The following is a 25,211-nucleotide window of genomic DNA, read 5'->3' on the forward strand; positions in this document are numbered from 1 at the left end:
TCCGGCGCGAGCCACGCGGCATCAGGCATAGAGTATCGCCTGTACGCGCCAGTTATCCGACTGTTGTTCTTCATACATTTGAATAATTCTGTACCAGGACGCACCCTGTTCATCGGCTTTCAGGGCGATAATCCGCTCTACATCCTGTGGGTTTCCTGCAACATTACTGACCGAGATCAGGCCGATTTCATTCAGACCCGTTACGCAGTCAGCACTGGCGAATTCGGCAGACTGTGCCGTCGTACTCACCAGTCCGGCAGAAAGCAGCAGTGAGGATAAGGCAAGTTCTTGTTTCATCGTCAGCTCCTTATTACATACCCCGCATTTAACAGGACGCTCCATCACGGTAAACCTGTTTGTGTATTGTGCACAGGTAAACGCATAGGGACGCAAAGCAATGTAAAACTGACTAAAAATCAATCTACTGTTATTGACGATACAAAATGGCTTGTGAATACCACTGGCCGGTTACAACCGTTTCATCAACCATTAAGATAACGTAATAATCGGCTTTCGCAGCGACGGCTTTCGCTCTGATTTCATCTATAGCATCATCCGGGGAGCCCCGAACCAGCGCGCTTACGGTCCCCATCCGCTGTAGTCCTTGCGTTTGATCGCGACGGATTTCCTGCGGGTGATCGGCGACAGGCGGCGCAGGTTGCGGCGTACCCTGCAGCACGCTACACGCGCTTAATAACAGCGCTGCTATCAATGAAGCAAACCGACGCATAACTCTATCTCGTTTCCTGATAATCATAGTGTAATGCCTTATTGATTTCCCTTTAGGGGGAATGTTCCCGAAGTGTTACCTGTCACGCGATTTTCGAATGAAAACGTTGCGAAAGCGTAACCCAGTTCTCAAACATTATGAATTATTGCGCTATCCATAAACTTGCGTTAAGTATTTCTCCGTGGCATACCGGATAAAAAGGAGAGAATAATGATAGCGATTGAAACACGACAATTAGCCGGAGGCGTCGTACTACATGCCTTTCCGGAAGGGAAACGCGCCGTGTCGCTTCCCTGTGTGGTGTTCTATCATGGCTTCACCTCCTCCAGCCTGGTTTATAGTTATTTTGCCGTTGCCCTGGCACAGGCAGGATTCCGGGTAGTCATGCCGGATGCGCCGGAGCATGGCGCTCGCTTCGGCGGCGACTCACAGGGACGGATACACCGATTCTGGCAGATTCTGCACCAAAACATGCAGGAATTTACGACGTTACGTGCGGCGATTCAGGCGGAAAACTGGCTACTTGACGGGCGGTTGGCGGTGGGCGGCGCATCCATGGGCGGTATGACGGCGCTGGGCATTATGACGCGTCACCGGGAGGTAAAATGCGGGGCCAGTTTAATGGGGTCGGGCTATTTTACCGGGCTTGCCCGGACGCTTTTCCCGCCGTTATCCCCGCAGAACCCGGCACAGCAGGCGGAATTCGACAATATCATTGCGCCGCTACGTGAATGGGAAGTCACACACCAGTTAGAGCGACTGGCCGACAGGCCGCTTCTGTTGTGGCATGGTCAGGAGGATGACGTGGTGCCTGCTATCGAAACCTTCCGGCTCCAGCAGGCACTCGCCGGGGCGAAGCTGGATAAGCATGTGACCTGTTTATGGGCCGCAGGCGTGCGGCATCGCATTACGCCAGAAGCGTTGTCGGCGACGGTAGCGTTTTTCCGACAGCATCTTTAAACGCGGAGTATGCTTACACCCTGGGCTTCAAGCTGTTGCAAAACTTGCGGATTGGCATTTTTGCCGGTAATCAGCATAGCGATCTGATCGGCGCGGCTGAACAGCATTCCCGCGCGCTCGCCAATTTTACTGCTATCGACCAGCGCGACCAGTTTCCCGACGACGCTGAGCATTTTTTGTTCCGCCATGGCGGTTAGCATATCGGTCTTGTACAGGCCATCCGCGGTTAAGCCCTTTCCGCTGGTAAACATCCAGTGGCCAGCATAGAGACTGTTTTCACTTCCCTGCGGGCTCAGGGTAATCGACTGGCTTTTGTTGTACTGACCCCCCATGATAATCACGCTGTCATGCTCTTGATCGATCAGATAATTCGCCAGCGGCAGATAGTTGGTAATGATCTGTACCGGCTTCCCGCACATTTCACGCCCCAGCAGGAAAGCGGTGGAGCCGCAGTTAATCACTACGCTTTCACCCGGGTTCACCAGCTGCGACGCCGCTTTCGCGATGCGTACTTTTTCATCGTGGTTTTGCGCCTGGTGCAGATTCATCGGCGTCCAGCGGGGCCGCTGTTGGGTAATGGCCTCTGCGCCGTTGCGCACTTTTTTAAGTTTCCCGCTTTCGTCGAGCTTGTTGATGTCGCGGCGCGCTGTCGCCGGGGAGATCCCCAGACGCTCAATCACGTTTTCGACGGTAACAAAGCCCAACTGTGCCAGCATATCCAGCAGTATTTGATGTCTTTGTGCTTCAGTCATGAGCTATTCCGATACAAATTGATTTGAAAAGATGATATTTGAAATAGCCTGGAAATACTAAAGTAAATGGAAAAAATGCCGGGTAATCCCGGCATGATATCGACTCACAGGAAGGATTTGAACGGTAGATCGGGTTCAATGGTAAAGCAATCGTCAAACCCACGCGGATAGTGGTATTCGAAATTGTCTTTATCCAGCGGCCAGGTAAACTTGCCGCCAACCTGCCAGATAAACGGTTTAAAACCATACTTCAGGCGATCTTTCTTCATTTCCCATAGCACGCGGATCTCTTGCGGATCGGCCTGGAAGTTCGACCAGATATCGTGATGGAACGGGATCACCACTTTGGTATTCAGCGATTCCGCCATGCGTAAAATATCCGCGCTGGTCATTTTGTCCGTAATACCGCGCGGGTTTTCACCGTAAGAACCGAGCGCGACATCAATTTGATGTTCGTTGCCGTGTTTCGCGTAGTAGTTGGAATAGTGAGAATCGCCGCTGTGATAGAGATTGCCGCCCGGCGTTTTAAACAGATAGTTAACCGCGCGTACATCCATGCCGTCCGGCAGTACGCCAGCGGCTTTCTGATCGGCGGGCAGGGTGATTAATGCGGTACGGTCAAAGGCATCAAGCGCATGAATTTCAATATCTTTCACTTTCACGACATCGCCCGGTTTTACCACGATGCAGCGTTCTTTAGGCACGCCCCAGCCAACCCATAAATCCACGCAGGTCTGCGGGCCGATAAACGGAACATCATCGGCGCAATTCTGCATTACGGCAGCCGCGACATTGACGTCAATGTGATCGTTATGGTCGTGGGTCGCTAGTACGGCGTCAATTTGACGGATAGCGAAAGGATCGAGAACAAACGGCGTGGTGCGCAGGTTAGGCTGTAATTTTTTGACGCCAGCCATACGCTGCATCTGATGGCCGGTTTTCATCAACGGATTACCGTGGCTCTGTTTACCGGTACCGCACCAGAAATCGACGCATACGTTAGTGCCGCCTTCAGATTTTAGCCAGATACCGGTACAGCCCAGCCACCACATAGCGAACGTACCCGGCGCGACCTGCTCTTGCTCAATCTCTTCGTTCAGCCAGCTTCCCCACTCCGGAAACGTGCTCAGAATCCATGATTCACGCGTGATGCTTTGTACTTTACTCATCGCATTTACCTTCATGTTTGTTCAAAATGGTTCAAAACGTGATTTGTTTTGATTAATCCTGACACTATTTTATCAAGAAGGCAATGGGCTATTTTTTGACTTTTGAGTAGAGGAGAACGCAGCCAGAAGAAAATTTAATCTTTTCTGGCGTCATGGCGATGTATTCATCTTTATGATTTTACTTATTTTAATGAAGAAATGAGTTATTTATAAGTAAACCATGTATTAAGTGTGCTAATTATTTGCGCGCTACGTCACATTTAATCAAATTCAATCTTGTTGTGATTACTTTTGAAAATTACAGTGGAGGGACATTATTCTGAGCGCCTGTGACTCAGCAACCTTGTCTACCGGAGATCGTTATGGAGATCCTCTACAACATCTTTACCATTTTTTTTAATCAGGTAATGACCAATGCCCCGCTATTACTGGGTATTGTGACCTGCCTGGGCTATATCCTGCTGCGTAAAAGCGTCAGCGTGATCATCAAAGGGACGATCAAAACCATCATTGGCTTCATGCTGCTACAGGCCGGGTCCGGCATTCTGACCAGCACCTTTAAACCGGTGGTGGCGAAAATGTCTGAGGTTTACGGCATCAACGGCGCGATTTCCGATACCTATGCTTCGATGATGGCAACGATCGAACGGATGGGTGATGCGTATAGTTGGGTAGGCTACGCGGTGTTGCTCGCGCTGGCGCTGAATATTTGTTACGTCTTGTTGCGACGCATTACCGGTATTCGCACCATCATGTTGACCGGGCACATCATGTTCCAGCAGGCGGGGCTGATTGCGGTCTCTTTCTATATCTTCGGCTATTCCATGTGGACCACCATTATCTGCACGGCGATACTGGTTTCCCTGTACTGGGGTATTACCTCCAACATGATGTATAAGCCGACTCAGGAAGTGACCGATGGCTGTGGTTTCTCCATCGGTCACCAGCAGCAGTTTGCTTCCTGGATTGCCTATAAAGTCGCGCCGTTCCTGGGCAAAAAAGAGGAAAGCGTTGAAGACCTCAAACTGCCGGGCTGGCTGAACATTTTCCACGACAACATCGTCTCCACGGCGATTGTAATGACCATCTTCTTTGGTGCCATTCTGCTCTCCTTCGGTATCGACACCGTGCAGGCGATGGCGGGCAAAGTGCACTGGACGGTCTACATCCTGCAAACCGGTTTCTCCTTTGCGGTGGCGATCTTCATCATCACTCAGGGCGTGCGCATGTTTGTGGCAGAACTCTCTGAGGCCTTTAACGGTATCTCCCAGCGTCTGATTCCGGGCGCAGTACTGGCGATTGACTGTGCGGCTATTTATAGCTTCGCGCCGAACGCGGTGGTCTGGGGCTTTATGTGGGGCACCATTGGTCAGCTGATTGCGGTTGGCATCCTGGTTGCCTGCGGCTCCTCGATCCTGATTATTCCTGGCTTTATCCCGATGTTCTTCTCTAACGCCACTATCGGCGTGTTCGCTAACCACTTCGGCGGCTGGCGTGCGGCGCTGAAAATTTGTCTGGTGATGGGGATGATTGAAATCTTTGGTTGCGTCTGGGCGGTGAAACTCACCGGTATGAGTGCCTGGATGGGTATGGCGGACTGGTCGATTCTGGCACCGCCGATGATGCAGGGCTTCTTCTCCCTCGGTATCGCCTTTATGGCCGTCATCATTGTAATTGCACTGGCTTATATGTTCTTCGCTGGCCGCGCACTGCGCGCAGAAGAAGATGCAGAAAAACAACTGGCAGAACAGTCTGCTTAATAAGGAGTTTTGATTATGACCGTACGTATTCTGGCTGTGTGTGGCAACGGACAAGGCAGTTCCATGATCATGAAAATGAAAGTGGACCAGTTTTTAACCCAATCAAACATTGACCACACGGTAAACAGCTGCGCGGTTGGCGAGTACAAAAGCGAGTTGAGCGGCGCGGATATCATCATCGCTTCTACCCATATTGCAGGCGAAATCAGCGTGACCGGCAACAAATATGTGGTTGGCGTGCGCAACATGCTCTCTCCAGCTGACTTCGGCCCGAAACTGCTGGAAGTGATCAAAGAACATTTCCCGCAAGATGTGAAGTAAGGATGCAACATGAAATTACGTGATTCACTGGCGGAGAATAATTCTATCCGCCTGCAGGCTGAAGCGAATACCTGGCAGGAAGCCGTCAAGATCGGCGTCGATTTACTGGTGGCTGCCGACGTGGTGGAGCCGCGCTATTACCAGGCCATTCTCGATGGCGTTGAGCAGTTTGGCCCCTATTTTGTGATTGCCCCCGGCCTGGCGATGCCGCATGGCCGCCCGGAAGAAGGGGTCAAGAAAACCGGTTTTTCTCTGGTGACCCTGAAAAAGCCGCTGGAGTTCAACCACGAAGATAACGATCCGGTGGATATTCTGATCACCATGGCGGCAGTAGACGCCAATACCCATCAGGAAGTAGGCATCATGCAGATCGTTAATCTGTTTGAAGACGAAGCCAATTTTGACCGTTTACGCGCCTGCCGTACCGCGCAGGAAGTCCTGGATCTCATTGACCGCACCAACGCGGCAGCTTAAGAAGGAATTGAATATGTCATTACCAATGTTGCAGGTCGCGCTGGACAACCAGACTATGGATAGCGCCTATGAAACCACCCGCCTGATTGCCGAAGAAGTCGATATCATTGAAGTGGGCACCATTCTGTGCGTGGGCGAAGGCGTGCGCGCCGTTCGCGACCTGAAAGCGCTCTATCCGCACAAAATTGTGCTGGCGGACGCCAAAATTGCCGATGCCGGCAAAATCCTTTCTCGTATGTGCTTCGAAGCCAACGCAGATTGGGTGACCGTGATTTGCTGTGCGGATATCAACACTGCGAAAGGCGCGCTGGATGTGGCAAAAGAGTTTAACGGCGATGTGCAAATCGAGCTGACCGGTTACTGGACCTGGGAACAGGCGCAGCAGTGGCGCGATGCGGGCATTCAGCAAGTGGTTTACCACCGCAGCCGCGACGCGCAGGCCGCAGGCGTGGCGTGGGGTGAAGCGGATATTACTGCGATTAAGCGGCTGTCCGATATGGGCTTTAAAGTGACCGTGACCGGCGGGCTGGCGCTGGAAGACCTGCCGCTGTTCAAAGGCATTCCGATCCATGTCTTTATCGCGGGGCGCAGCATTCGCGATGCCGAATCGCCGGTAGAAGCCGCACGGCAGTTCAAACGCTCCATTGCCCAACTGTGGGGCTAAGGAGCGGCTATGCTGTCGAAACAAATTCCGCTCGGCATCTATGAAAAAGCGCTCCCTGCGGGGGAGTGCTGGCTGGAGCGCCTGCGGCTAGCGAAAACGCTGGGTTTTGACTTCGTTGAAATGTCGGTGGACGAGACCGACGCCCGACTGGCGCGGCTTGACTGGAGCCGCGAGCAGCGTCTGGCGCTGGTGAGCGCGGTTGCTGAAACCGGCGTGCGCGTGCCGTCCATGTGTCTGAGCGCGCATCGTCGTTTTCCGCTCGGTAGCGAAGATGACGCGGTACGGGCGCAGGGGCTGGAGATTATGCGTAAAGCGATTCAGTTTGCGCAGGATGTCGGGATTCGCGTCATTCAACTGGCGGGGTACGACGTTTACTATCAGCAGGCCAACGACGAAACGCGTTGCCGCTTCCGCGATGGGTTAAAAGAGAGCGTTGATATGGCCAGCCGCGCCCAGGTGACGCTGGCGATGGAGATCATGGACTACCCGCTGATGAATTCCATCAGTAAAGCGCTGGGCTATGCTCACTACCTCAATAACCCGTGGTTCCAGCTCTATCCGGATATCGGCAATCTGTCTGCCTGGGATAACGACGTACAGATGGAGCTACAGGCGGGAATCGGGCATATCGTCGCGGTACACGTCAAAGATACTAAACCCGGCGTGTTCAAAAATGTGCCGTTTGGCGAAGGCGTTGTCGATTTCGAACGCTGCTTCGAAACGCTCAAACAGAGTGGCTATTGCGGGCCCTATCTGATTGAGATGTGGAGCGAAACAGCAGAGAACCCGGCGGCAGAGGTAGCGAAAGCGCGTGACTGGGTGAAAGCGCGCATGGCCAGCGCCGGTCTGGTGGAGGCAGCCTAATGCAAAAACTCAAGCAGCAGGTATTTGACGCTAACATGGATTTGCCCCGTTATGGACTGGTGACGTTTACCTGGGGCAACGTCAGCGCTATCGATCGCGAACGCGGGCTGGTGGTAATTAAGCCAAGCGGTGTCGCCTATGAAACCATGCAGGCAGATGACATGGTGGTGGTGGATATGGATGGCAAAGTGGTGGGGGGAGGTTATCGTCCTTCTTCCGATACCGCTACCCATCTGGCGCTGTATCAACGCTATCCGTCGCTTGGCGGCGTCGTTCATACCCACTCCACCCACGCCACGGCATGGGCGCAGGCGGGGATGGCTATTCCAGCGCTCGGCACCACGCACGCGGACTATTTCTTTGGCGATATTCCTTGTACCAGAGCGTTAAGCGAAGAAGAAGTGCAGGGCGAGTACGAGCTGAACACCGGTAAGGTGATTATCGAAACGCTGGGCGAGGTGGAACCGCTGCATACGCCAGGCATTGTCGTGTATCAACACGGGCCGTTCGCCTGGGGGAAAGATGCGCACGATGCGGTACATAACGCGGTCGTCATGGAGGAAGTGGCGCGAATGGCGTGGATTGCGCGCGGTATTAACCCTGGCCTCAACCCCATCGACGATTATCTGATGAACAAGCACTTCATGCGTAAGCATGGCCCGAATGCGTATTACGGGCAGAAGTAAAACAACGCTCCGGGATCCTATCCCTCAGGGATGTAATTGGTCAGATTCCGGAGCTTCTTTCATAACACTCTATAGAATCATACTACTGTGTCTATCAACGGATTGTTTGTTAAAACTGACCCACAGCGGCGTCGGTATGGAGTAGCTGCGTTAATTGGTTTTGCAGCGGGTATTATTTCAGCATTTGTAAAATGGGGCGCGGAAGTTCCTTTACCGCCGCGAACGTTTTCCGGCGGGCGCGATGAGTTTAATCCACCGTATATTTTTTTGCGGGATTATTTAGGCATTGACCCAACACAAACGGTTTATACCTTTTCTGAGCATGTTATTAACCCTGTGATGGTAACTCACATTATCTTTTCGCTGGTGTTCGCAATAGGTTACTGCGTCGTCGCGGAAATTTTCCCGAAAGTTAAATTATGGCAGGGGATACTGGCGGGGCTGATTGTTACGGTTGTCGTGCATGGCATATTCTGCCCGGCGCTGAACTTAACGCCTCCGCTTACACAACTTCCTTTTGACGAGTACGCTTCTGAAATTCTGGGACATGTATTTTGGTTTTGGGTGATTGAATTAATGCGCCGCGATCTGCGAAACCGCATAACGCATGAGCCGGATGCCGAAGTGCCATTAACAACCCGATAAGCGAAAAAAATGCCCCCTGACCAGGGGGCAAAACTATGGCATTTTCCTGATACTAGCGATAAATCTCCGCGCTGGCATGCATGTTGCCGTTACTACCGGGCTCCCGTAACAAAATCGGGTGGTAGTAAGTTGCGCCTCGCGCATCAGTTTCTTCTTTCAGCGCCTGGCGGGCCTCGCTTTCAGTCGCGAAATTATGGTTTATGTAAATCACGCCTAAGCTCTGTATATCGTCCATATTTCTGGCCTGACGATTATCAATTTCAATGGCTGCCATTGTATTTACGCTGAGCAAAAATCCAGCCAGAAGGGGGAAAATACGGAAGAACATAGTGACCTCCTCGGCGGCGGTTGCTGACCTGGCCCTGCCTCCTTTTTTGTGAACCTCTGATGTTATTTTAATCGCTACCAGCAGGAGCGATAGCGACCATTTCTGATGCAGTTGTTCAAAAAATTACCGCATTTCCCGCTGATGCCTGATAAATCGTCAACTCGCTAGCTGTTATGGTGGTTAACAGGTCGGTATCTCATCCTTAATCTTTTACATTTCAGAACTGATCGGCAGGCACATAAATAATCGAACTATTGCCTTGAGTTTCGCCGGGCGTGTCAGTATTATAACGCGTCATTTTTCAGCCGACCTTTAACACGTTCCTTGCCTCCATGGGCCGCGGCTGACCCAGACAGGAGGCTGAATAATCCGTAAGGAGCAATTCGATGCGTCATTACGAAATCGTTTTTATGGTCCATCCTGACCAGAGCGAACAGGTTCCGGGTATGATCGAGCGTTACTCTGCCGCCATCACTGGCGCAGAAGGCAAGATCCACCGTCTGGAAGACTGGGGCCGCCGTCAGCTGGCTTACCCGATCAACAAACTGCACAAAGCGCACTACGTTCTGATGAACGTTGAAGCGCCGCAGGAAGTGATCGATGAGCTGGAAACTACCTTCCGCTTCAACGATGCCGTTATCCGCAGCATGGTTATGCGTACTAAGCACGCTGTTACCGAAGCTTCTCCGATGGTTAAAGCGAAAGACGAGCGCCGTGAGCGTCGCGATGATTTCGCTAACGAAACCGCAGATGATGCTGAAGCTGGGGATTCTGAAGAGTAATTTCTGATGACCAACCGTCTGGCGTTGTCCGGCACCGTGTGCAGGGCCCCCCTTCGAAAGGTCAGTCCATCAGGAATTCCGCATTGCCAGTTCGTGCTTGAGCATCGTTCTGTGCAAGAGGAAGCCGGCTTTCACCGGCAGGCGTGGTGCCAAATGCCCGTTATTGTTAGCGGACACGAAAACCAGGCCATTACTCACAGTATAACGGTCGGCAGCCGCATAACCGTTCAGGGGTTTATCTCTTGCCACAAGGCAAAGAACGGTCTGAGCAAAATGGTTCTGCATGCCGAGCAGATTGAATTGATAGATTCTGGAGACTAGCCATATGGCACGTTATTTCCGTCGTCGCAAGTTCTGCCGTTTCACCGCGGAAGGCGTTCAAGAGATCGACTATAAAGATATCGCTACGCTGAAAAACTACATCACCGAAAGCGGTAAGATTGTCCCAAGCCGTATCACCGGTACCCGTGCAAAATACCAGCGTCAGCTGGCTCGCGCTATCAAACGCGCTCGCTACCTGTCTCTGCTGCCGTACACTGATCGCCATCAGTAATCGGTCACGGTCCATTAATACGACTTTGAGAGGATAAGGTAATGCAAGTTATTCTGCTTGATAAAGTAGCAAACCTGGGTAGCCTGGGTGATCAGGTTAACGTTAAAGCGGGCTATGCTCGTAACTTCCTGGTACCACAGGGTAAAGCTGTTCCGGCTACCAAGAAAAACGTTGAATACTTCGAAGCACGTCGCGCTGAACTGGAAGCTAAACTGGCTGACGTTCTGGCTGCTGCAAATGCACGCGCAGAGAAAATCAACGCCCTGGAAACCGTTACTATCGCGTCTAAAGCAGGCGACGAAGGTAAACTGTTCGGTTCCATCGGTACTCGCGACATCGCTGACGCTGTGACTGCAGCTGGCGTTGACGTGGCTAAGAGCGAAGTTCGTCTGCCGAACGGCGTTCTGCGTACCACTGGCGAACACGAAGTGAACTTCCAGGTTCACAGCGAAGTATTCGCAAAAGTTATCATCAACGTGGTTGCTGAGTAATCAGGCATTCTCGTTTTTGCTAGCAACGAAACGTCGGCCCAGCGCCGACGTTTTGCTTTTTTAACCCCATCGCTTTTCGACTGGCTATCTCCCCCTCTTTTCGCGATAATCAAAAATAAAACATTATTTTAATTTCTTGGTGAAAGAATGGATACCCAACGCCAGGCCTCCCCGTTTGCCCGCAAAAACGTCGTTTATGTGTGTGCCGCATTTTGTTGCCTGCTATGGGGCAGCGCTTATCCAGCCATCAAAAGCGGTTATGACCTCTTTCAGATAGCCACCGACGATATCCCTTCTAAAATTGTTTTTGCTGGTTATCGTTTTTTGTTTGCGGGTGGGTTGCTGCTACTGTTCGCGCTGCTTCAGCGTAAACCGATTGGTCGGTTTCGTCCGCGCCAGTTTGCTCAGTTAACGTTACTGGGGCTGACTCAGACGTCGCTACAATATCTCTTTTTCTATATCGGCCTTGCGTTCACCTCCGGCGTGAAAGGCTCAATCATGAACGCGACAGGCACATTCTTCAGCGTATTGCTGGCGCACTTTATTTATCAGAACGACCGATTGAGCTACAACAAAACGCTCGGCTGTATTCTGGGCTTTGCGGGCGTCATGGTGGTGAACGTCAGCAACGGCCTGGATTTCAGCTTTAATCTGCCGGGAGAAGGCTCCGTGGTGCTGGCGGCGTTTATTCTTTCTGCGGCCACGTTGTATGGCAAACGTCTCTCGCAGACGGTCGATCCGATGGTCATGACTGGCTATCAATTGGGGATTGGCGGTCTGGTACTGGTCATTGGCGGCTACGTTTTTGGCGGTACGCTGACGATACATGGCTTCTCGTCGGTGGCGATTTTAGTCTACCTGACGTTGCTCTCGTCGGTCGCTTTTGCGCTATGGAGCATTTTACTCAAATATAATCGCGTGGGGATGATTGCGCCGTTTAACTTTCTGATCCCGGTTTCCGGCGCGGCTCTTTCGGCTATTTTCCTCGGCGAGAATATTCTGGAGTGGAAATACATGATTGCGCTGGTGCTGGTGTGTTCGGGGATCTGGTGGGTGAATAAGGTGAAGCGGTAATGCTTCACCTGAACGAATAGGGTATAGGCGGGGTAAGGCGTAGCCGGCGTTACTGTGCGCGAATAAAACTGCCGTCAGGCTGACGCGTAAACAGCACCTGTTGGCCGTTATCGCCATCTATCGTTAAACCTGTCACCACCCCGCTGGCATTCTGGCGAATTTTAATCATTTGACCATTTTTGAGATTACTCAGCGGCTTGCCAGCGCCTTCTACCTGCGCCATTGCATAAACGTCTGTTGGGGGCAGTCCGTGGTCACGGAACAGTTGCGCCAGAGTTTTACCAGGCTCTACCCGGTACGAGCGCCACTGTTGACCGATGCCGCTATCCTGCTGGAAAGGCTGCGTTTGCGGCTGGTTTTGTTCTTCCGGCTGGCCTTCCTGGATAGGTTCCGGCGCAACGGGCGCCACCTGATCCGGATCGTTTTGCGGCGCGACCAGTTGCGCCTGAAGCTGGGCCTCCGTCGGCGGCTGTGATTGCGATTGCAGATCCAATTGCGCTTCCCGCGTGACGACAGGCGAGTCGCTGGTCTCGCTGGCGGGCAGCAGGAAACCGATCACCAGCACGATAGCGGCAATGATAATGCCACGACGATGCATAGGCGGCAGCGGCTCCATGATGCGAAAATTATCCGGCGCGTGCCAGATTTTCGCCAGGGTTGGTTTTAATTCAAAGCGCCCGGGCATGGTTTACCTCCTGCTCCGCATCTCGTTCCTTAATCATAGAGTATAGATGGCTAACGTTATGATACTGGTAGTGCTATCCGCTTTCGTGACATCAATACGGATAATCTATTGTTTCTTTTTCCCTGCGATTTGTCATCCTCCCTGAGACAAAGTTTTACCAGAAGAAGCGTGGCTGTTATGCTGCCCGCTACTTTTTTGATATCCGATGAAGGAAAAATAATGGCCACCCCGACTTTTGACACTATTGAAGCGCAAGCGAGCTACGGCATTGGTTTGCAGGTAGGGCAGCAGCTCAGCGAATCCGGTCTTGAAGGGCTGTTGCCTGAAGCGCTGGTTGCAGGCATTGCTGATGCGCTGGAAGGTAAACACCCGGCGGTTCCTGTTGATGTGGTGCATCGTGCGCTGCGTGAAATTCATGAGCGTGCGGACGCGGTGCGTCGTGAGCGTTTCAAAGCGATGGCGGCCGAAGGCGTGAAATACCTGGAAGAAAACCGCGAAAAAGACGGTGTGAACAGTACTGAATCTGGTTTACAGTTCCGCGTTCTGACGCAGGGCGAAGGCGCGATTCCGGCGCGTACCGACCGCGTACGCGTGCATTACACCGGTAAGCTTATTGATGGCACCGTATTTGACAGCTCCGTCGCGCGCGGCGAACCGGCTGAATTCCCGGTAAATGGCGTGATCGCCGGCTGGATTGAAGCGCTGACTCTGATGCCAGTAGGTTCCAAATGGGAACTGACTATCCCACAGGAGCTGGCCTATGGCGAGCGTGGGGCCGGGGCATCTATTCCGCCATTCAGCACCCTGGTGTTTGAGGTGGAACTGCTGGAAATTCTCTAAGCGCTCCGGGTTTGCCGGATGACGGCGTAAACGCCTTATCCGGCAACCCTGACTTCAGCAGATGCCAATATTTTATTTTGCAAATGGCGTCGTTACGTGTATTTTTGTGAGCTAATTCGCATTATCAAAGTGATATAACACTCATTTTAAACATAAAATTAACATTGTATTTGAATCTTAGTATTCATCCCGCCGATTCTTACCTAATATCGATGAGTCCTGATAACAGGATCGTCGTATCATAGACCAAAGGCCGTAGAGCCCGCACAACACAGACAGGTACAGGAAGAAAAACATGGTAGATCAGGTAAAAGTCGCAGCCGACGAACAGGCTCCGGCTGAACAGTCGCTACGGCGCAATCTTACAAACCGTCATATACAGCTTATCGCTATTGGCGGCGCTATTGGTACCGGTCTGTTTATGGGATCGGGTAAAACGATCAGTCTCGCCGGACCGTCGATCATTTTTGTGTATATGATCATCGGTTTTATGCTTTTTTTCGTGATGCGCGCCATGGGGGAATTGCTGCTCTCGAATCTGGAATATAAATCGTTTAGCGATTTTGCTTCCGACCTGCTTGGCCCCTGGGCGGGATATTTCACCGGCTGGACGTACTGGTTTTGCTGGGTAGTGACCGGTATGGCTGACGTGGTGGCGATTACCGCCTACGCGCAGTTCTGGTTTCCCGGCCTTTCCGATTGGGTCGCCTCGCTGGCGGTAGTGATCCTGCTGCTAAGCCTCAACCTCGCCACCGTTAAAATGTTTGGTGAAATGGAATTTTGGTTTGCTATGGTCAAAATCGTCGCCATCGTGGCGTTGATTGTGGTCGGGCTGGTCATGATTGCGATGCACTTTAAATCGCCGACAGGCGTTGAAGCGTCTTTTGCGCATCTGTGGAATGACGGCGGCTGGTTCCCGAAAGGTATTAGCGGGTTCTTTGCCGGTTTCCAGATTGCGGTGTTCGCCTTCGTGGGCATTGAGCTGGTCGGTACTACCGCCGCAGAAACTAAAGATCCGGAAAAATCGCTGCCGCGCGCGATTAACTCAATACCGATCCGTATCATCATGTTCTACGTCTTTGCGCTGATTGTCATTATGTCGGTGACGCCGTGGAGTTCCGTGGTGCCGGATAAGAGCCCGTTTGTTGAGCTGTTTGTACTGGTGGGTCTGCCTGCCGCCGCTAGCGTGATCAACTTTGTTGTGCTGACCTCGGCGGCGTCTTCCGCCAACAGCGGCGTCTTCTCGACCAGCCGTATGCTGTTTGGCCTGGCGCAAGAAGGCGTGGCGCCAAAAGCGTTCGCTAAGCTATCGAAACGCGCGGTACCGGCGAAAGGCCTGACCTTCTCCTGTATCTGCCTGCTGGGCGGCGTGGTTATGCTGATGGTCAACCCGAGCGTGATTGGCGCATTCACCATGATCACTACGGTTTCGGCTATCCTGTTTATGTTTGTCTGGACCATCATTCTGTGTTCATACCTGGTGTACCGCAAAAAGCGTCCCCACTTGCATGAAAAATCCATCTATAAGATGCCGCTCGGTAAGCTGATGTGCTGGGTCTGTATGGCGTTCTTTGCGTTCGTGCTGGTATTACTGACGCTGGAAGACGATACGCGCCAGGCGCTGATCGTGACGCCGCTGTGGTTTATCGCGTTGGGTCTGGGCTGGCTGTTGATAGGTAAGAAACGGATGGCGGGAATGCGTTAATTGTTTTGCCCGGTAGCGCTGGCGCTTACCGGGCTTACAGCGTAGCGTTGATTTGTAGGCCGGATAAGGCGCGGTTTACAGCCGCCACCCGGCAAAATGCCTGGCTGGCGATTATTCCCCGGCCAGCGCGCGTGGGAACAGCACGTTATTCTCCAGGCTGATGTGCTCCATCAGATCATCAATCATCTCATTAATGCCGTTATACATCGCTTTCCAGGTGGTGCAGGCTTCTGGCGGCGGCGTTACATTTTGGGTGACGTGTTTGATGACGTCTACCAGCTCTCCCGCCTCGTCATGCTCGATTTCCATTACGCTTATCGGGCCCGTTGCCTGGCGACCCATACCCTGTTTGATCATGGGGAACAGGATCTGTTCTTCTTTCATCATATGGCTGGAAAGCTCTTCATGCAGCGCGGTGAGATATTTTGTCAGGCCGCGTGGGACGTTTGGCTTATCCGCGTGAACGCGTTCCACTTTGGTTGCCTGCAGGATAAGCTCCGGCAGTTGTTCGCGGTGTCGATCATGATAGCGCACCACGATATGGTCAATAATGTCCGCCAGCGGAACGGCGCGCCAGTCTTTTTCGATGGGCTGTTCAGCCAACTGCGCGAGTTGCGCTTCAATGATGTCAATATCGACGTCGTGACGCGCGGCGGCGCGCGCCAGCGTCTGTTTTCCGCCGCAGCAGTAATCCATATCGTACTGGCGAAACAGCGCCGATGCGCGGGGAATAGAGAGCGCCAGTTCGCCTAAAGGTTGATCGCGATAAGCCATTGCCGTTACCTCATTTGCAATAATATAAGTTGTATTTTAAATGCATCTTTAAGGCGAGGCTATAACTCTTTCGGGGTGCGTATAATTTAAGCCAGGATGAGATTAGCGTTCCGTGACCGGAACGACGGTCGCTTTTTCCGGTTTCGCTCTCACGGCAATGACCACGCCCGCCACCAGGAGCGCAATGCCGCTTAACGTCAGGAATGGCGGGATTTCCTGGCGCAGAATGAAGGTATAGAGCAGTCCCGCCAACGTCTCAAAAACAATCAGCGGCCCTAAAATAACGGTTGGCAATTTTTGGCTGGCGATATTCCAGCACAGCGCGCCCACCCAGGAACACAGCACCGCGATGGCGATCATCAGACCGATAAACAGCGCGGGATGCGGGCCAAAGGGCAGGGTAAATAGCGGTTTCTGGATACTCAGCCACAGACAGACCGCCGCGTAGCCGATTAACGAGACCGGCAGTGTAACCAGCGCCTGCGCCGTTGCCCACATCATGGGATGTTTGTCGGGATTTTCCCGCAGCCAGCGGGCGTTGCGCAGCGCATACCATGCCCAGCACGCTACGGAAATCAGCGCCAGCACAATGCCTGAACCATAGCGCCAGCCGCTAACATCGGATAATCCCTGACTAAGTTCAGCAATATTGACGCACAGCAGGCCAAAACCGATAAGCGCCAGCGCGGGCGCTAAACGCCGCCAGGATAATCTGCCGTCTCGTTGGCTATAGAGAACGTTAGCGAAAAGCGGAATGACGACCGGCAATGTCCCGATGATCATCGTCGACACCGGCGCGCCGGTTCGCTGAATAGCGCTGGCGAGGCAGGCGTAATAGATTACATTGCCCATCAGGGTCAGCGACAGGGCGGTGGACCAATCTTTGCGCGTCAACTGGCGTAACCGCGTGCGGCCTAACCAGGCAATCGGCAGGGCAATCAGCCCCAGCGCCAGATAGCGTCCCATTGACTGTAAGAGGGCCGGGTAATCCGGCACGATTAACGGGCCGACGAAAATCAATCCCCACATTAGCCCTGCCAGCAGGGCGTATAGCACGCCGCTAATCATCAGATTCTCCTCATAAACCGTTCTGTCATTATCAGAGAAGGTCTATGAGGATGCTACATAAATTAACTAAATTTTAACACTTACAGTACGGAGCGAAGGCTTTCTGTGAGCGTCGTCGTCGGGCGACCGATGAGTTTACGCAGCGTATGGCTGTCATCAAACAGGCCGCCTTTCGCCGCGCCAGCGTCAGAATTGGCTAACATATCCGCCAGTCCGTCAGGCAGGCCTGCGCCTTTCAGCGCGGCGGCAAAATCGACTTCACTCAGGTTCTGGTAGACGATTTTTTTTCCGCTCTGATGAGTAAGTTCATCCGCCAACTGGCTTAATGTCCAGGCGTCATCACCCGCCAGTTCGTAGACATTCCCGGCGTGACCCTCTTCACGGATGACGCGCGCGGCGGCGGCGGCATAGTCAGCGCGCATTGCGGAGGCGATTTTCCCTTCTCCCGCTGCGCCAATAAAGACGCCATGCTTCAGCGCGGCAGGGACGCTCGCCAGGTAGTTTTCCGTATACCAGCCGTTACGTAATAGCGTGTGAGGAATACCTGACTCAGCCAGCATTTTTTCCGTTTCAATATGTTCATCGGCGAGCGCCAGCGGCGATTTATCCGCATGTAGCAGGCTGGTATAGGCGATGAATTTCACCTTCGCGGCAATGGCGGCCTGAATGACGTTGCGGTGCTGCGCGGTGCGTTGTCCCACTTCGCTGGATGAAATGAGCAGCAGTTTATCAACGCCCTGTAAGGCGGTGGTCAGCGCGGCTTCGTTAGCGTAATCCGCCTGGCGAACGGCAATCCCGCGCTGACTGAGCGGGGCGGCTTTTTTCGGGTTACGGACGATCGCGACGAGGTGACTGGCGGGCGTCGTTTTTAGCAGGTTTTCAATAACGTGTTGGCCCAGTTGGCCTGTTGCGCCAGTGATAGCAATCATGGTGAACTCCTCAGTGTTGGTCTTGTGTTTTATTACGCTACCACCTAAACTTACTTTTAGTAAGTACGTACAAAAAGGTAAGTATCAATGCGCGCTCATACTCTTTCCCGGCAGTTGCGTGAAGGCAATCTCTTTGCTGAACAGTGCCCGTCCCGTGAGGTGTTAAAACATGTCACCAGTCGCTGGGGCGTACTGATTCTGGTCGCGTTACGCGACGGTACACACCGTTTTAGCGACCTGCGTCGCAAGATGGGAGGCGTGAGTGAAAAGATGCTGGCGCAGTCGTTACAGGCGCTTGAACAGGACGGATTTCTCAACCGGGTGTCATATCCAGTTGTTCCGCCGCATGTGGAGTACAGCCTGACGCCGCTTGGCGAGCAGGTGAGTGATAAAGTCGCCGCGCTGGCGGACTGGATAGAACTGAATTTGCCGCAGGTATTGGCGCAGCGGGACCGTTTATCAGATGGCGGCTAGCGCTTTATTCGGCCTGCCAGTCAGGCCGAATAAACGCAGCGCCATACGGGACACACGTTACTTGCTCAAATCCACCTGATAAATGGCAAAACCAATATCATCGACGGCAACCTTCTTCATCGGATACTGTCCTTTCGCTTTAATGAAGGCAGCGGCTTTATCGCCTGGCGATGTTTCAAAGCGGATATCCAGCGCCGTATTGCTGTGGATTGGCGCCAGACGCCAGTTATTATCCGCCGCCGGATGGATTTCGCCCGCGCGTTTTGACTCTGCGCCAATCCATGCCGCCAGCACGGCGCGATTTTCATCCGGAGACGCAAAGGCGATATGGCTGTCGCCCGTGCCGGCAAACTTGCCGCCGTAAGCGCGATAGTTATTCGTGGCGACCAGGAACGTAGCGTTCGGGTCGACAGGCTTACCGTTAAAGGTCAGGTTTTTAATACGTTCCGCCTGCGGATTCACCATCTGACATTCGCCATCATAGCGGGCGGGCTGTGACACATCGATTTGATAATTCACGCCGTCAATGACATCGAAATTATAGGTGCGAAAGCCATCCCAATTGATCAACGATTGCGGTTTGTTGCTATGAATATCAATCTGATTAAATTGTCCGGCAGAACATTCCAGCCACTCTTTTACCTCCTTGCCGCTGGCTTTCACCACCACCAGCGTATTCGGATAGAGATAAAGATCGGCGGCGTTACGGAAGGTCAACTGGCCTTTTTCCACCTCGACAAAGCTGGCAGGATCGTTCTTACGCCCGCCAACTTTAAACGGCGCGGCGGCGGACAGCACCGGCAGTTTCGCCAGATCCGGATCGCCCTGAATAAAGTGTTCCACATACGCTTTTTGCGCGTTATTCACCACCTGTACGGTAGGATCGTCCTGCACCAGAGCAAGATAACTGTACATATTATCGGCGGATTTACCGATGGGCTTGCTGACAAACTCGCGGGTGGCATCGTGATCGGCTTTCAGAATACCGACCAGCTTACTGTCTTCCGCCGCCAGCGACTTTTTAGCGGCGGCGTCGTAAATAGGCCGCGCTTCCGCTTTCGCCTGCGTAACCTGCCATTTGCCGTTGTCGTTGTTGAGCACCAGATCGACCACTCCCAGATGGTCGCCCCACATGCCAGGCATTACCGCAGGAATGCCGTTAAGCGTACCTTTGGCGATATCCGCGCCTTTGATGTCGGCAAAATCTTTACCGGGGAAGACGGCGTGGGCGTGACCAAACATAATCGCGTCAACGCCGGGAACTTCGCTGAGGTAATAAACCGAGTTTTCCGCCATGCTGTGGTACGGATCGGCAGAAAGGCCTGAGTGAGCAATGACTACCACGATATCTGCGCCTTTCTCGCGCATTTCGGGCACATATTTCCGGGCGGTTTCCGTAATGTCATTGACGGTAACTTTGCCGCTCAGATTCGCTTTATCCCAAATCATGATTTGCGGCGGAACAAAGCCGATATAGCCGATTTTCAGAGTTTGCGGGTGGCCGTCTTTATCAATAACGCTCGTCTCTTTAATCAGATAAGGCGTAAAGAGCGGCTTTTGGGTTTTAACGTCGATAATATTGGCGTTAACATAAGGGAATTTCGCGCCGGCCAGCGCGTTATGCAGATAGTCCAGACCATAATTAAACTCATGGTTGCCGAGGTTTCCAACCGCGTAATCCAGAGTGTTGAGCGCTTTATAGACCGGGTGAACATCACCGTCTTTGAGCCCTTTTGCCGTCATATAATCGCCCAGAGGGCTCCCCTGAATCAGGTCGCCGTTATCCACCAGCACGCTGTTTTTGACTTCATTTCGGGCGGCATGAATCAAACTTGCGGTACGTACCAATCCGAATTTTTCGGTTGCGGTATCCTTGTAATAATCGAAATCCATCATGTTGCTATGTAAATCAGTAGTTTCCATGATACGGAGATCGACGGTGGCCGCATTCACGCTGGCGGCGATCAGCGTAGCCAGAAGCGTTGCACTAAACTTAATCATCAGAGGCACCTTTTAAGAACGCAATAGAAAAGCCGGATAGTGAAAAATAGCGATGATAAACAGTGAAACCCGATATCGTTCCGACCGTCGCCAGAAGAAGGCGAAACCGCCCCATCCGGCCGATTTTTTGCGAGTGTTCACAGAAGGGTGAATCATGCCATGAAAGGTATTATCAAAACCGCAGACGGTATCACAGTTGGCGGAACCCTTAACGATCGGGTATAAGTAAAACAACGAGTTAACGCCCCCGTCATAAAGAGGTGGAGAATGTTAGAACAAGTATGCCAGCTTGCACGGAACGCGGGCGATGCCATTATGCAGGTTTATGATGGAGCCAAACCGATGGAGTACGCCCGCAAGCAGGACGATTCTCCAGTCACTGCGGCGGATATCGCCGCACATACCGTGATTCTCGAAGGGTTACGCACGCTCACGCCGGATATTCCGGTGCTTTCAGAAGAAGATCCGCCTGCCTGGGAAGTGCGCCAGCACTGGCAGCGCTACTGGCTGGTCGATCCGCTCGACGGCACCAAAGAGTTCATCAAGCGCAATGGCGAATTCACGGTCAATATCGCGCTGATTGAGCAGGGCAAACCGGTGTTGGGCGTGGTCTATGCGCCGGTGCTGAAAGTGATGTACTACGCGGCGGAAGGTAAGGCCTGGAAAGAGGAGTGCGGAGTGCGTAAGCAGATTCAGGTCCGGGATGCCCGCCCGCCGCTGGTGGTGATTAGCCGTTCGCATACGGATGATGAACTCACCGAATATCTCCAACAGCTTGGCGAACATCAGACAACTTCTATTGGTTCCTCGCTGAAATTCTGTCTTGTGGCGGAAGGCCAGGCGCAGCTTTACCCCAGATTTGGGCCGACCAGCGTCTGGGACACTGCCGCAGGTCATGCCATTGCCGTTGCAGCCGGGGCGCACGTTCACGACTGGCAGGGAAAAACGCTGGACTATACCCCTCGTGAATCGTTCCTTAACCCCGGCTTCCGGGTGACTATTTACTGAGGAGCTTATGCAGCAGGTCGACCACCTGCTGTACCTCTTGCTGGGTTAACGCGCCATCTTTCACCCATTGAACCCGACCGTCTTTGTCAAGCACAATGACGGCGGACCCCTCTTCTTTTAATTGCCAGGCGTTACGCGCCACGCCATTGCTGTCGACAATAAATTGCGACCACGGATAGAGCTTTTTATTACTTTCTATACTGCTACGCACGAACATACCGGAGCCTGGGATCGCATCATCAGTGTTCACAATTGTGGTCGTCTGGTATCTGTCATGCGGGAGCTTGGCTGATTTAATCGCTTCAATCAGCGTGGCGTTTTTTTCCTTCGCTGACGTTCGACCCGCAATGTGCAGCAGGACGCGCACTTTTCCCGCCAGCTGCGCGCTATTCCAGTTTTTATAACTAAACTCATCTTTATTCAACGTCAGTTCGCCACGATCGGCAATGCCTACCGGCGGCACCCGTTGGTTAACTTCAAGGTTATGCGCACAAGCCATTATGGGGAGTAGCAGACACGACATCGCCAGAATTTTACGTAGGGTCATGGTCATTCCTTCTTTATTTTTTTGCAGGTGATCCGACCACTTTGGGCCGATAGTTAATCATATGTGCGATTGATGCTTTTTCCCGCAAAGGGGATGCCAGTTTGCGGGCGGGCGCACACTTCCTGTGAAAAATGAAGGCATATACTGAGAAAAATGAGCTGATGTTTAGATAATTCTGAATAACTGTAATCAAAAGGTAAATATACTTATGCACACTGGAAACGACGTAGATATGGTCTATAGTCATATGGCATTAAAATTTGCGCCTTAAAACTGTTGGGCCGATTGTGGCACCGCAAGGGCGTAATACTCTGCAGGAGACAACAATGAAAATTTTCCAACGCTACAACCCGCTACAGGTGGCGAAGTACGTGAAGATCCTGTTCCGTGGACGGTTATATATCAAGGATGTTGGCGCTTTTGAGTTCGATAAGGGTAAGATTCTTATCCCAAAAGTGAGAGACAAGCAGCACTTGTCTGTGATGTCTGAAGTTAACCGTCAGGTTATGCGTCTGCAAACTGAGATGGCGTAACCAAAAGTGCTATGCAGTAGGTTAAAAAAGTAAAAAAAACGGCTCCTGAATCAGGAGCCGTTGATGTTTCTGGCAAACGGATTTCAGGCCGCGCTGTCTTCTTTACCTTGCGCATCGGGCAGTTTCGGTGCCGGTACGTTGCTTTTATTGTCGAGACGCGTCACCAGCAACTGATCGATACGGTAGTTGTCGATATCCACCACTTCAAATTTGTAGCCGGAAAACTTCACCGAATCAGTACGTTTTGGAATCTTGCGCAGCATAAACATCATAAAGCCGCCAATGGTTTCATAGTTGCCGGATTGCGGAAACTCATCGATATCCAGCACGCGCATGACGTCGTCAATCGGCGTGCCGCCGTCAACCAGCCAGGAATTTTCATCGCGTGCCACAATTTGCTCTTCCAGTCCCTGGCCGACCAGGTCACCCATTAGCGTGGTCATCACATCGTTCAGCGTAATGATACCGACGACCAGTGCGTATTCATTCATAATGACCGCGAAATCCTCGCCCGCCGTTTTGAAACTTTCCAGCGCCTCAGAAAGGGTCAGCGTATCCGGCACAATCAAGGTATTGCGAATTTGCACGCCGCCATTCAGCGCCATACTTTGGTTCGCCAGCACGCGGTTCAGCAGATCTTTGGAGTCTACATAGCCGATGATGTGGTCGATATCTTCATTACACACCAAAAATTTTGAGTGCGGATGTTCGGCGACCTTTTTCTTCAGGCTTTGCTCGTCTTCGTGCAGATCAAACCAGATGATACTTTCGCGCGGCGTCATGGAAGACGGTACGGTGCGGGATTCAAGTTCAAACACATTTTCAATCAGTTCGTGCTCTTGCTTGCGCAAGACGCCCGCCAGCGCGCCGGCTTCCACCACTGCGTAAATATCATCAGAAGTAATGTCGTCTTTCCGCACCATTGGAATTTTGAACAGGCGGAAGATGTTGTTTGCCATGCCGTTAAACAGCCACACCAGCGGGCGAAAAACGAACAGGCAGAAGCGCATCGGGTTGATGATACGCAAAGCCACAGCTTCTGGCGCAATCATACCGATGCGTTTCGGGGTTAAATCCGCGAACAGGATAAACAGCCCCGTCACCAGCGAGAAAGAGAGAATAAAGCTCAGCTGCTCGGAGAGTTCTGGCGACATATAGTGCGAGAAAAGGGCGGAAAAGGCGGGCGAAAATGCCGCATCGCCGACGATACCGCCAAGAATAGCGACGGCGTTCAGGCCAATTTGCACAACGGTGAAAAACATGCCGGGATTTTCCTGCATTTTCAATACGCGTTGTGCGTTGATACTGCCTTCATCAGCTAATAACTTAAGTTTAATCTTACGTGATGCGGCAAGCGAGATCTCGGAGATGGAGAAGAACGCACTTACAGCGATCAGGCAGAATATAATGAATATACTGTTTAACATATCTTATCCGGCGAAACGCCAGATCCTCGGAAGGGAAGTTTATAAATCCGTGTGGTAACGTTTAATGAAAACCGGCTCGTAGCAGTGAGCCGATAAGTTCAGGGCTAGTATAGCGTAAGCTACTGTAAAGTCGCCAGAGGGTTCATTTTCAACTCCGACAAGTTCCCCCTACGCCAGCGTCGTCACGCGTCAGGCGGCAGGCAAACGCCGATCCCGCCAATCCCACAGTAACCGTATGGATTTTTGTGCAGATACTGTTGGTGTTCATCTTCGGCGTAGTAAAACGGCGTCGCATGGGTGATTTCCGTGGTAATAGGGCGATGGTTTCCGGCGGCGGCCATTGCCGACTGAAAGCGCTCGCGACTGGCGTGAGCAGCGGCACTCTGTTCCGGCGTTAAGGGATAAATCGCAGAACGGTATTGCGTACCGTGATCGTTACCCTGTTGCATCCCCTGCGTTGGATCGTGATTTTCCCAGAAAATCTGTAAAAGCTGCTCATAACGGATAACGGCAGGATCGTACACTATCCGTACCGCTTCGGCATGACCGGTCTGCCCGGAGCAGACTTCCCGGTAGGTTGGATTAGGCGTGTAACCGCCCGCATACCCTGCCGCGGTGCTATATACGCCGGGCAATTGCCAGAATAAACGTTCTACGCCCCAGAAACAGCCCATAGCGAAGTAGGCGATCTCCATCCCGGCAGGGACATTGGTCATAGAGTGTTCATTTACCGCATGCAGAGTGGCGATCGGCATCGGGGTGTTGCGTCCTGGTAACGCATCTGCTTGAGTAACCAGATGTTTTTTATCAAATAAACTCATGAGCTATTCTCCCGAAAGCGTTAATTGGCGTTAAGGTTGTAACGAGACGCATCTTTGCACACAATAACAACATTAATGTATCTGGATTTAACCATAAGAAATATTTGGGCAGTCGTCTGCTTTTCAATCGCAATTGTTGATTTTAT

The 25,211-nt window shown here is 52.3% G+C and carries 31 protein-coding genes; 18 read left to right on the top strand and 13 right to left on the bottom strand.

Annotated features, from left to right (window positions below; all coding sequences use genetic code 11):
• Nucleotides 1-21: 21 nt before the first annotated feature.
• Nucleotides 22-297, bottom strand: coding sequence for a DUF1471 family protease activator YjfN (gene yjfN / locus NA624_RS03915; protein ID WP_001518964.1), 276 nt, complete (start codon nt 295-297; stop codon nt 22-24).
• A gap of 130 nt (nt 298-427) precedes the next feature.
• Nucleotides 428-757, bottom strand: coding sequence for a biofilm peroxide resistance protein BsmA (gene bsmA / locus NA624_RS03920; protein WP_000586836.1), 330 nt, complete (start codon nt 755-757; stop codon nt 428-430).
• Nucleotides 758-940: 183 nt separating this feature from the next.
• Between bsmA and yjfP the strand changes: the two genes are divergently transcribed.
• The gene (gene yjfP / locus NA624_RS03925; protein ID WP_000560312.1) at nt 941-1,690 is read left to right on the top strand and encodes an esterase; all 750 of its coding nucleotides are present in this window, start codon (nt 941-943) and stop codon (nt 1,688-1,690) included.
• Here yjfP and ulaR read toward each other — a convergent pair.
• The gene (gene ulaR, locus NA624_RS03930) at nt 1,687-2,442 is read right to left on the bottom strand and encodes an HTH-type transcriptional regulator UlaR (protein WP_000133618.1); all 756 of its coding nucleotides are present in this window, start codon (nt 2,440-2,442) and stop codon (nt 1,687-1,689) included. The two genes, yjfP and ulaR, sit on opposite strands and share 4 nt — an antisense overlap.
• A gap of 104 nt (nt 2,443-2,546) precedes the next feature.
• Nucleotides 2,547-3,611 carry an L-ascorbate 6-phosphate lactonase gene (ulaG, locus tag NA624_RS03935; protein WP_000049161.1) on the bottom strand — a complete coding sequence of 355 codons (1,065 nt, stop codon included), beginning with the start codon at nt 3,609-3,611 and terminating at the stop codon, nt 2,547-2,549.
• Between the two features lie 362 nt (nt 3,612-3,973).
• Here ulaG and ulaA point away from each other — a divergent pair, with 362 nt between their 5' ends.
• The 7 genes from ulaA (at nt 3,974) to NA624_RS03970 (ending at nt 9,025) form a co-directional block, all read left to right on the top strand.
• Entirely contained in the window at nt 3,974-5,371 is a 1,398-nt protein-coding gene (ulaA, locus tag NA624_RS03940) for a PTS ascorbate transporter subunit IIC (RefSeq protein ID WP_000404876.1), read from the top strand.
• A 15-nt stretch (nt 5,372-5,386) separates the two neighbouring features.
• Complete coding sequence (ulaB, locus tag NA624_RS03945; protein WP_000218358.1) at nt 5,387-5,692, top strand: PTS ascorbate transporter subunit IIB; 306 nt, start codon at nt 5,387-5,389, stop codon at nt 5,690-5,692.
• 9 nt (nt 5,693-5,701) lie between these two features.
• On the top strand, nt 5,702-6,166 hold the full coding sequence (gene ulaC / locus NA624_RS03950; RefSeq protein ID WP_000776531.1) for a PTS ascorbate transporter subunit IIA: 465 nt from the start codon (nt 5,702-5,704) through the stop codon (nt 6,164-6,166).
• Between the two features lie 13 nt (nt 6,167-6,179).
• Nucleotides 6,180-6,830 (top strand): 3-keto-L-gulonate-6-phosphate decarboxylase UlaD, encoded by a 651-nt coding sequence (ulaD, locus tag NA624_RS03955; RefSeq protein WP_000056761.1) that lies wholly within the window; start codon nt 6,180-6,182, stop codon nt 6,828-6,830.
• 9 nt (nt 6,831-6,839) lie between these two features.
• Nucleotides 6,840-7,694, top strand: a complete 855-nt coding sequence (gene ulaE / locus NA624_RS03960; RefSeq protein WP_000949530.1) for an L-ribulose-5-phosphate 3-epimerase UlaE — start codon at nt 6,840-6,842, stop codon at nt 7,692-7,694.
• Complete coding sequence (locus NA624_RS03965; protein ID WP_001170774.1) at nt 7,694-8,380, top strand: L-ribulose-5-phosphate 4-epimerase; 687 nt, start codon at nt 7,694-7,696, stop codon at nt 8,378-8,380. Before ulaE ends, NA624_RS03965 begins: the two co-directional genes overlap by 1 nt.
• 87 nt (nt 8,381-8,467) lie before the next feature.
• On the top strand, nt 8,468-9,025 hold the full coding sequence (locus tag NA624_RS03970; RefSeq protein WP_000026294.1) for a YagU family protein: 558 nt from the start codon (nt 8,468-8,470) through the stop codon (nt 9,023-9,025).
• 52 nt (nt 9,026-9,077) lie between these two features.
• Here the strand turns inward: NA624_RS03970 and yjfY are convergent, their stop codons facing one another.
• On the bottom strand, nt 9,078-9,353 hold the full coding sequence (yjfY, locus tag NA624_RS03975) for a DUF1471 family protein YjfY (protein WP_000466076.1): 276 nt from the start codon (nt 9,351-9,353) through the stop codon (nt 9,078-9,080).
• Between the two features lie 386 nt (nt 9,354-9,739).
• Between yjfY and rpsF the strand changes: the two genes are divergently transcribed.
• The 5 genes from rpsF to NA624_RS04000 all read left to right on the top strand — a co-directional run bounded on the left by rpsF (nt 9,740) and on the right by NA624_RS04000 (nt 12,253).
• Nucleotides 9,740-10,135 carry a 30S ribosomal protein S6 gene (gene rpsF, locus NA624_RS03980; protein ID WP_001216673.1) on the top strand — a complete coding sequence of 132 codons (396 nt, stop codon included), beginning with the start codon at nt 9,740-9,742 and terminating at the stop codon, nt 10,133-10,135.
• Nucleotides 10,136-10,141: 6 nt separating this feature from the next.
• Entirely contained in the window at nt 10,142-10,456 is a 315-nt protein-coding gene (priB, locus tag NA624_RS03985; protein WP_001519453.1) for a primosomal replication protein N, read from the top strand.
• A gap of 4 nt (nt 10,457-10,460) precedes the next feature.
• Nucleotides 10,461-10,688, top strand: a complete 228-nt coding sequence (rpsR, locus tag NA624_RS03990) for a 30S ribosomal protein S18 (RefSeq protein WP_000135199.1) — start codon at nt 10,461-10,463, stop codon at nt 10,686-10,688.
• Nucleotides 10,689-10,729: 41 nt separating this feature from the next.
• Complete coding sequence (gene rplI / locus NA624_RS03995; protein WP_001196065.1) at nt 10,730-11,179, top strand: 50S ribosomal protein L9; 450 nt, start codon at nt 10,730-10,732, stop codon at nt 11,177-11,179.
• Nucleotides 11,180-11,326: 147 nt separating this feature from the next.
• On the top strand, nt 11,327-12,253 hold the full coding sequence (locus NA624_RS04000) for a DMT family transporter (RefSeq protein WP_000381075.1): 927 nt from the start codon (nt 11,327-11,329) through the stop codon (nt 12,251-12,253).
• Between the two features lie 49 nt (nt 12,254-12,302).
• On the opposite strand, the gene NA624_RS04005 is transcribed toward NA624_RS04000, so the two are convergent.
• Complete coding sequence (locus tag NA624_RS04005) at nt 12,303-12,938, bottom strand: OapA family protein (protein ID WP_001119446.1); 636 nt, start codon at nt 12,936-12,938, stop codon at nt 12,303-12,305.
• A 219-nt stretch (nt 12,939-13,157) separates the two neighbouring features.
• Between NA624_RS04005 and fklB the strand changes: the two genes are divergently transcribed.
• Together fklB and cycA are read left to right on the top strand one after the other, a co-directional pair.
• Nucleotides 13,158-13,778, top strand: coding sequence for an FKBP-type peptidyl-prolyl cis-trans isomerase (fklB, locus tag NA624_RS04010; protein WP_000235161.1), 621 nt, complete (start codon nt 13,158-13,160; stop codon nt 13,776-13,778).
• A 295-nt stretch (nt 13,779-14,073) separates the two neighbouring features.
• Nucleotides 14,074-15,483, top strand: coding sequence for a D-serine/D-alanine/glycine transporter (gene cycA, locus NA624_RS04015; protein ID WP_000228322.1), 1,410 nt, complete (start codon nt 14,074-14,076; stop codon nt 15,481-15,483).
• A 111-nt stretch (nt 15,484-15,594) separates the two neighbouring features.
• Here the strand turns inward: cycA and ytfE are convergent, their stop codons facing one another.
• From ytfE to NA624_RS04030, 3 genes are all read right to left on the bottom strand, one after another.
• On the bottom strand, nt 15,595-16,257 hold the full coding sequence (ytfE, locus tag NA624_RS04020; RefSeq protein WP_000331467.1) for an iron-sulfur cluster repair protein YtfE: 663 nt from the start codon (nt 16,255-16,257) through the stop codon (nt 15,595-15,597).
• Between the two features lie 102 nt (nt 16,258-16,359).
• Nucleotides 16,360-17,325, bottom strand: a complete 966-nt coding sequence (locus NA624_RS04025; RefSeq protein ID WP_000623290.1) for a DMT family transporter — start codon at nt 17,323-17,325, stop codon at nt 16,360-16,362.
• Nucleotides 17,326-17,405: 80 nt separating this feature from the next.
• Nucleotides 17,406-18,254 (bottom strand): SDR family oxidoreductase, encoded by an 849-nt coding sequence (locus tag NA624_RS04030; RefSeq protein WP_000560616.1) that lies wholly within the window; start codon nt 18,252-18,254, stop codon nt 17,406-17,408.
• A gap of 87 nt (nt 18,255-18,341) precedes the next feature.
• On the opposite strand from NA624_RS04030, the gene NA624_RS04035 reads away from it, so the two are divergent.
• Complete coding sequence (locus NA624_RS04035; protein ID WP_001201295.1) at nt 18,342-18,728, top strand: winged helix-turn-helix transcriptional regulator; 387 nt, start codon at nt 18,342-18,344, stop codon at nt 18,726-18,728.
• 57 nt (nt 18,729-18,785) lie between these two features.
• Here the strand turns inward: NA624_RS04035 and NA624_RS04040 are convergent, their stop codons facing one another.
• The gene (locus NA624_RS04040; RefSeq protein ID WP_000589403.1) at nt 18,786-20,729 is read right to left on the bottom strand and encodes a bifunctional 2',3'-cyclic-nucleotide 2'-phosphodiesterase/3'-nucleotidase; all 1,944 of its coding nucleotides are present in this window, start codon (nt 20,727-20,729) and stop codon (nt 18,786-18,788) included.
• Nucleotides 20,730-20,996: 267 nt separating this feature from the next.
• Between NA624_RS04040 and cysQ the strand changes: the two genes are divergently transcribed.
• Nucleotides 20,997-21,737 carry a 3'(2'),5'-bisphosphate nucleotidase CysQ gene (gene cysQ / locus NA624_RS04045; protein WP_000893398.1) on the top strand — a complete coding sequence of 247 codons (741 nt, stop codon included), beginning with the start codon at nt 20,997-20,999 and terminating at the stop codon, nt 21,735-21,737.
• Here cysQ and NA624_RS04050 read toward each other — a convergent pair.
• Nucleotides 21,727-22,284: a YtfJ family protein gene (locus NA624_RS04050; protein WP_000175305.1), complete on the bottom strand. Its 558-nt coding sequence runs from the start codon at nt 22,282-22,284 to the stop codon at nt 21,727-21,729. The genes cysQ and NA624_RS04050 overlap by 11 nt on opposite strands.
• A 326-nt stretch (nt 22,285-22,610) precedes the next feature.
• Between NA624_RS04050 and NA624_RS04055 the strand changes: the two genes are divergently transcribed.
• Nucleotides 22,611-22,817, top strand: a complete 207-nt coding sequence (locus NA624_RS04055; RefSeq protein WP_000689229.1) for a DUF1107 domain-containing protein — start codon at nt 22,611-22,613, stop codon at nt 22,815-22,817.
• An 83-nt stretch (nt 22,818-22,900) separates the two neighbouring features.
• Here the strand turns inward: NA624_RS04055 and NA624_RS04060 are convergent, their stop codons facing one another.
• Nucleotides 22,901-24,244, bottom strand: a complete 1,344-nt coding sequence (locus NA624_RS04060) for a hemolysin family protein (RefSeq protein WP_000934970.1) — start codon at nt 24,242-24,244, stop codon at nt 22,901-22,903.
• 182 nt (nt 24,245-24,426) lie between these two features.
• Nucleotides 24,427-25,065 (bottom strand): peptide-methionine (S)-S-oxide reductase MsrA, encoded by a 639-nt coding sequence (gene msrA, locus NA624_RS04065; protein WP_000051465.1) that lies wholly within the window; start codon nt 25,063-25,065, stop codon nt 24,427-24,429.
• Nucleotides 25,066-25,211: the final 146 nt, after the last annotated feature.

It is taken from the genome of Salmonella sp. NW38, assembly GCF_051807745.1.
Taxonomy (GTDB): domain Bacteria; phylum Pseudomonadota; class Gammaproteobacteria; order Enterobacterales; family Enterobacteriaceae; genus Salmonella; species Salmonella enterica.

What these genes read in the sequence shown, in the direction of transcription:
- NA624_RS04025 (WP_000623290.1), bottom strand. Translation starts at nt 17,325, where the DNA reads ATGATTAGCGGCGTGCTATACGCCCTGCTGGCAGGGCTAATGTGGGGA.
- ulaR (WP_000133618.1), bottom strand. Translation starts at nt 2,442, where the DNA reads ATGACTGAAGCACAAAGACATCAAATACTGCTGGATATGCTGGCACAG.
- cysQ (WP_000893398.1), top strand. Translation starts at nt 20,997, where the DNA reads ATGTTAGAACAAGTATGCCAGCTTGCACGGAACGCGGGCGATGCCATT.
- priB (WP_001519453.1), top strand. Translation starts at nt 10,142, where the DNA reads ATGACCAACCGTCTGGCGTTGTCCGGCACCGTGTGCAGGGCCCCCCTT.
- rpsR (WP_000135199.1), top strand. Translation starts at nt 10,461, where the DNA reads ATGGCACGTTATTTCCGTCGTCGCAAGTTCTGCCGTTTCACCGCGGAA.
- ulaB (WP_000218358.1), top strand. Translation starts at nt 5,387, where the DNA reads ATGACCGTACGTATTCTGGCTGTGTGTGGCAACGGACAAGGCAGTTCC.
- NA624_RS04040 (WP_000589403.1), bottom strand. Translation starts at nt 20,729, where the DNA reads ATGATTAAGTTTAGTGCAACGCTTCTGGCTACGCTGATCGCCGCCAGC.
- NA624_RS04035 (WP_001201295.1), top strand. Translation starts at nt 18,342, where the DNA reads ATGCGCGCTCATACTCTTTCCCGGCAGTTGCGTGAAGGCAATCTCTTT.
- yjfN (WP_001518964.1), bottom strand. Translation starts at nt 297, where the DNA reads ATGAAACAAGAACTTGCCTTATCCTCACTGCTGCTTTCTGCCGGACTG.
- NA624_RS04030 (WP_000560616.1), bottom strand. Translation starts at nt 18,254, where the DNA reads ATGATTGCTATCACTGGCGCAACAGGCCAACTGGGCCAACACGTTATT.
- ulaD (WP_000056761.1), top strand. Translation starts at nt 6,180, where the DNA reads ATGTCATTACCAATGTTGCAGGTCGCGCTGGACAACCAGACTATGGAT.
- bsmA (WP_000586836.1), bottom strand. Translation starts at nt 757, where the DNA reads ATGATTATCAGGAAACGAGATAGAGTTATGCGTCGGTTTGCTTCATTG.
- yjfP (WP_000560312.1), top strand. Translation starts at nt 941, where the DNA reads ATGATAGCGATTGAAACACGACAATTAGCCGGAGGCGTCGTACTACAT.
- NA624_RS04050 (WP_000175305.1), bottom strand. Translation starts at nt 22,284, where the DNA reads ATGACCCTACGTAAAATTCTGGCGATGTCGTGTCTGCTACTCCCCATA.
- rpsF (WP_001216673.1), top strand. Translation starts at nt 9,740, where the DNA reads ATGCGTCATTACGAAATCGTTTTTATGGTCCATCCTGACCAGAGCGAA.
- msrA (WP_000051465.1), bottom strand. Translation starts at nt 25,065, where the DNA reads ATGAGTTTATTTGATAAAAAACATCTGGTTACTCAAGCAGATGCGTTA.
- NA624_RS04055 (WP_000689229.1), top strand. Translation starts at nt 22,611, where the DNA reads ATGAAAATTTTCCAACGCTACAACCCGCTACAGGTGGCGAAGTACGTG.
- cycA (WP_000228322.1), top strand. Translation starts at nt 14,074, where the DNA reads ATGGTAGATCAGGTAAAAGTCGCAGCCGACGAACAGGCTCCGGCTGAA.
- rplI (WP_001196065.1), top strand. Translation starts at nt 10,730, where the DNA reads ATGCAAGTTATTCTGCTTGATAAAGTAGCAAACCTGGGTAGCCTGGGT.
- ulaC (WP_000776531.1), top strand. Translation starts at nt 5,702, where the DNA reads ATGAAATTACGTGATTCACTGGCGGAGAATAATTCTATCCGCCTGCAG.
- NA624_RS04060 (WP_000934970.1), bottom strand. Translation starts at nt 24,244, where the DNA reads ATGTTAAACAGTATATTCATTATATTCTGCCTGATCGCTGTAAGTGCG.
- fklB (WP_000235161.1), top strand. Translation starts at nt 13,158, where the DNA reads ATGGCCACCCCGACTTTTGACACTATTGAAGCGCAAGCGAGCTACGGC.
- ulaE (WP_000949530.1), top strand. Translation starts at nt 6,840, where the DNA reads ATGCTGTCGAAACAAATTCCGCTCGGCATCTATGAAAAAGCGCTCCCT.
- NA624_RS04005 (WP_001119446.1), bottom strand. Translation starts at nt 12,938, where the DNA reads ATGCCCGGGCGCTTTGAATTAAAACCAACCCTGGCGAAAATCTGGCAC.
- NA624_RS03965 (WP_001170774.1), top strand. Translation starts at nt 7,694, where the DNA reads ATGCAAAAACTCAAGCAGCAGGTATTTGACGCTAACATGGATTTGCCC.
- ytfE (WP_000331467.1), bottom strand. Translation starts at nt 16,257, where the DNA reads ATGGCTTATCGCGATCAACCTTTAGGCGAACTGGCGCTCTCTATTCCC.
- ulaA (WP_000404876.1), top strand. Translation starts at nt 3,974, where the DNA reads ATGGAGATCCTCTACAACATCTTTACCATTTTTTTTAATCAGGTAATG.
- NA624_RS04000 (WP_000381075.1), top strand. Translation starts at nt 11,327, where the DNA reads ATGGATACCCAACGCCAGGCCTCCCCGTTTGCCCGCAAAAACGTCGTT.
- ulaG (WP_000049161.1), bottom strand. Translation starts at nt 3,611, where the DNA reads ATGAGTAAAGTACAAAGCATCACGCGTGAATCATGGATTCTGAGCACG.
- yjfY (WP_000466076.1), bottom strand. Translation starts at nt 9,353, where the DNA reads ATGTTCTTCCGTATTTTCCCCCTTCTGGCTGGATTTTTGCTCAGCGTA.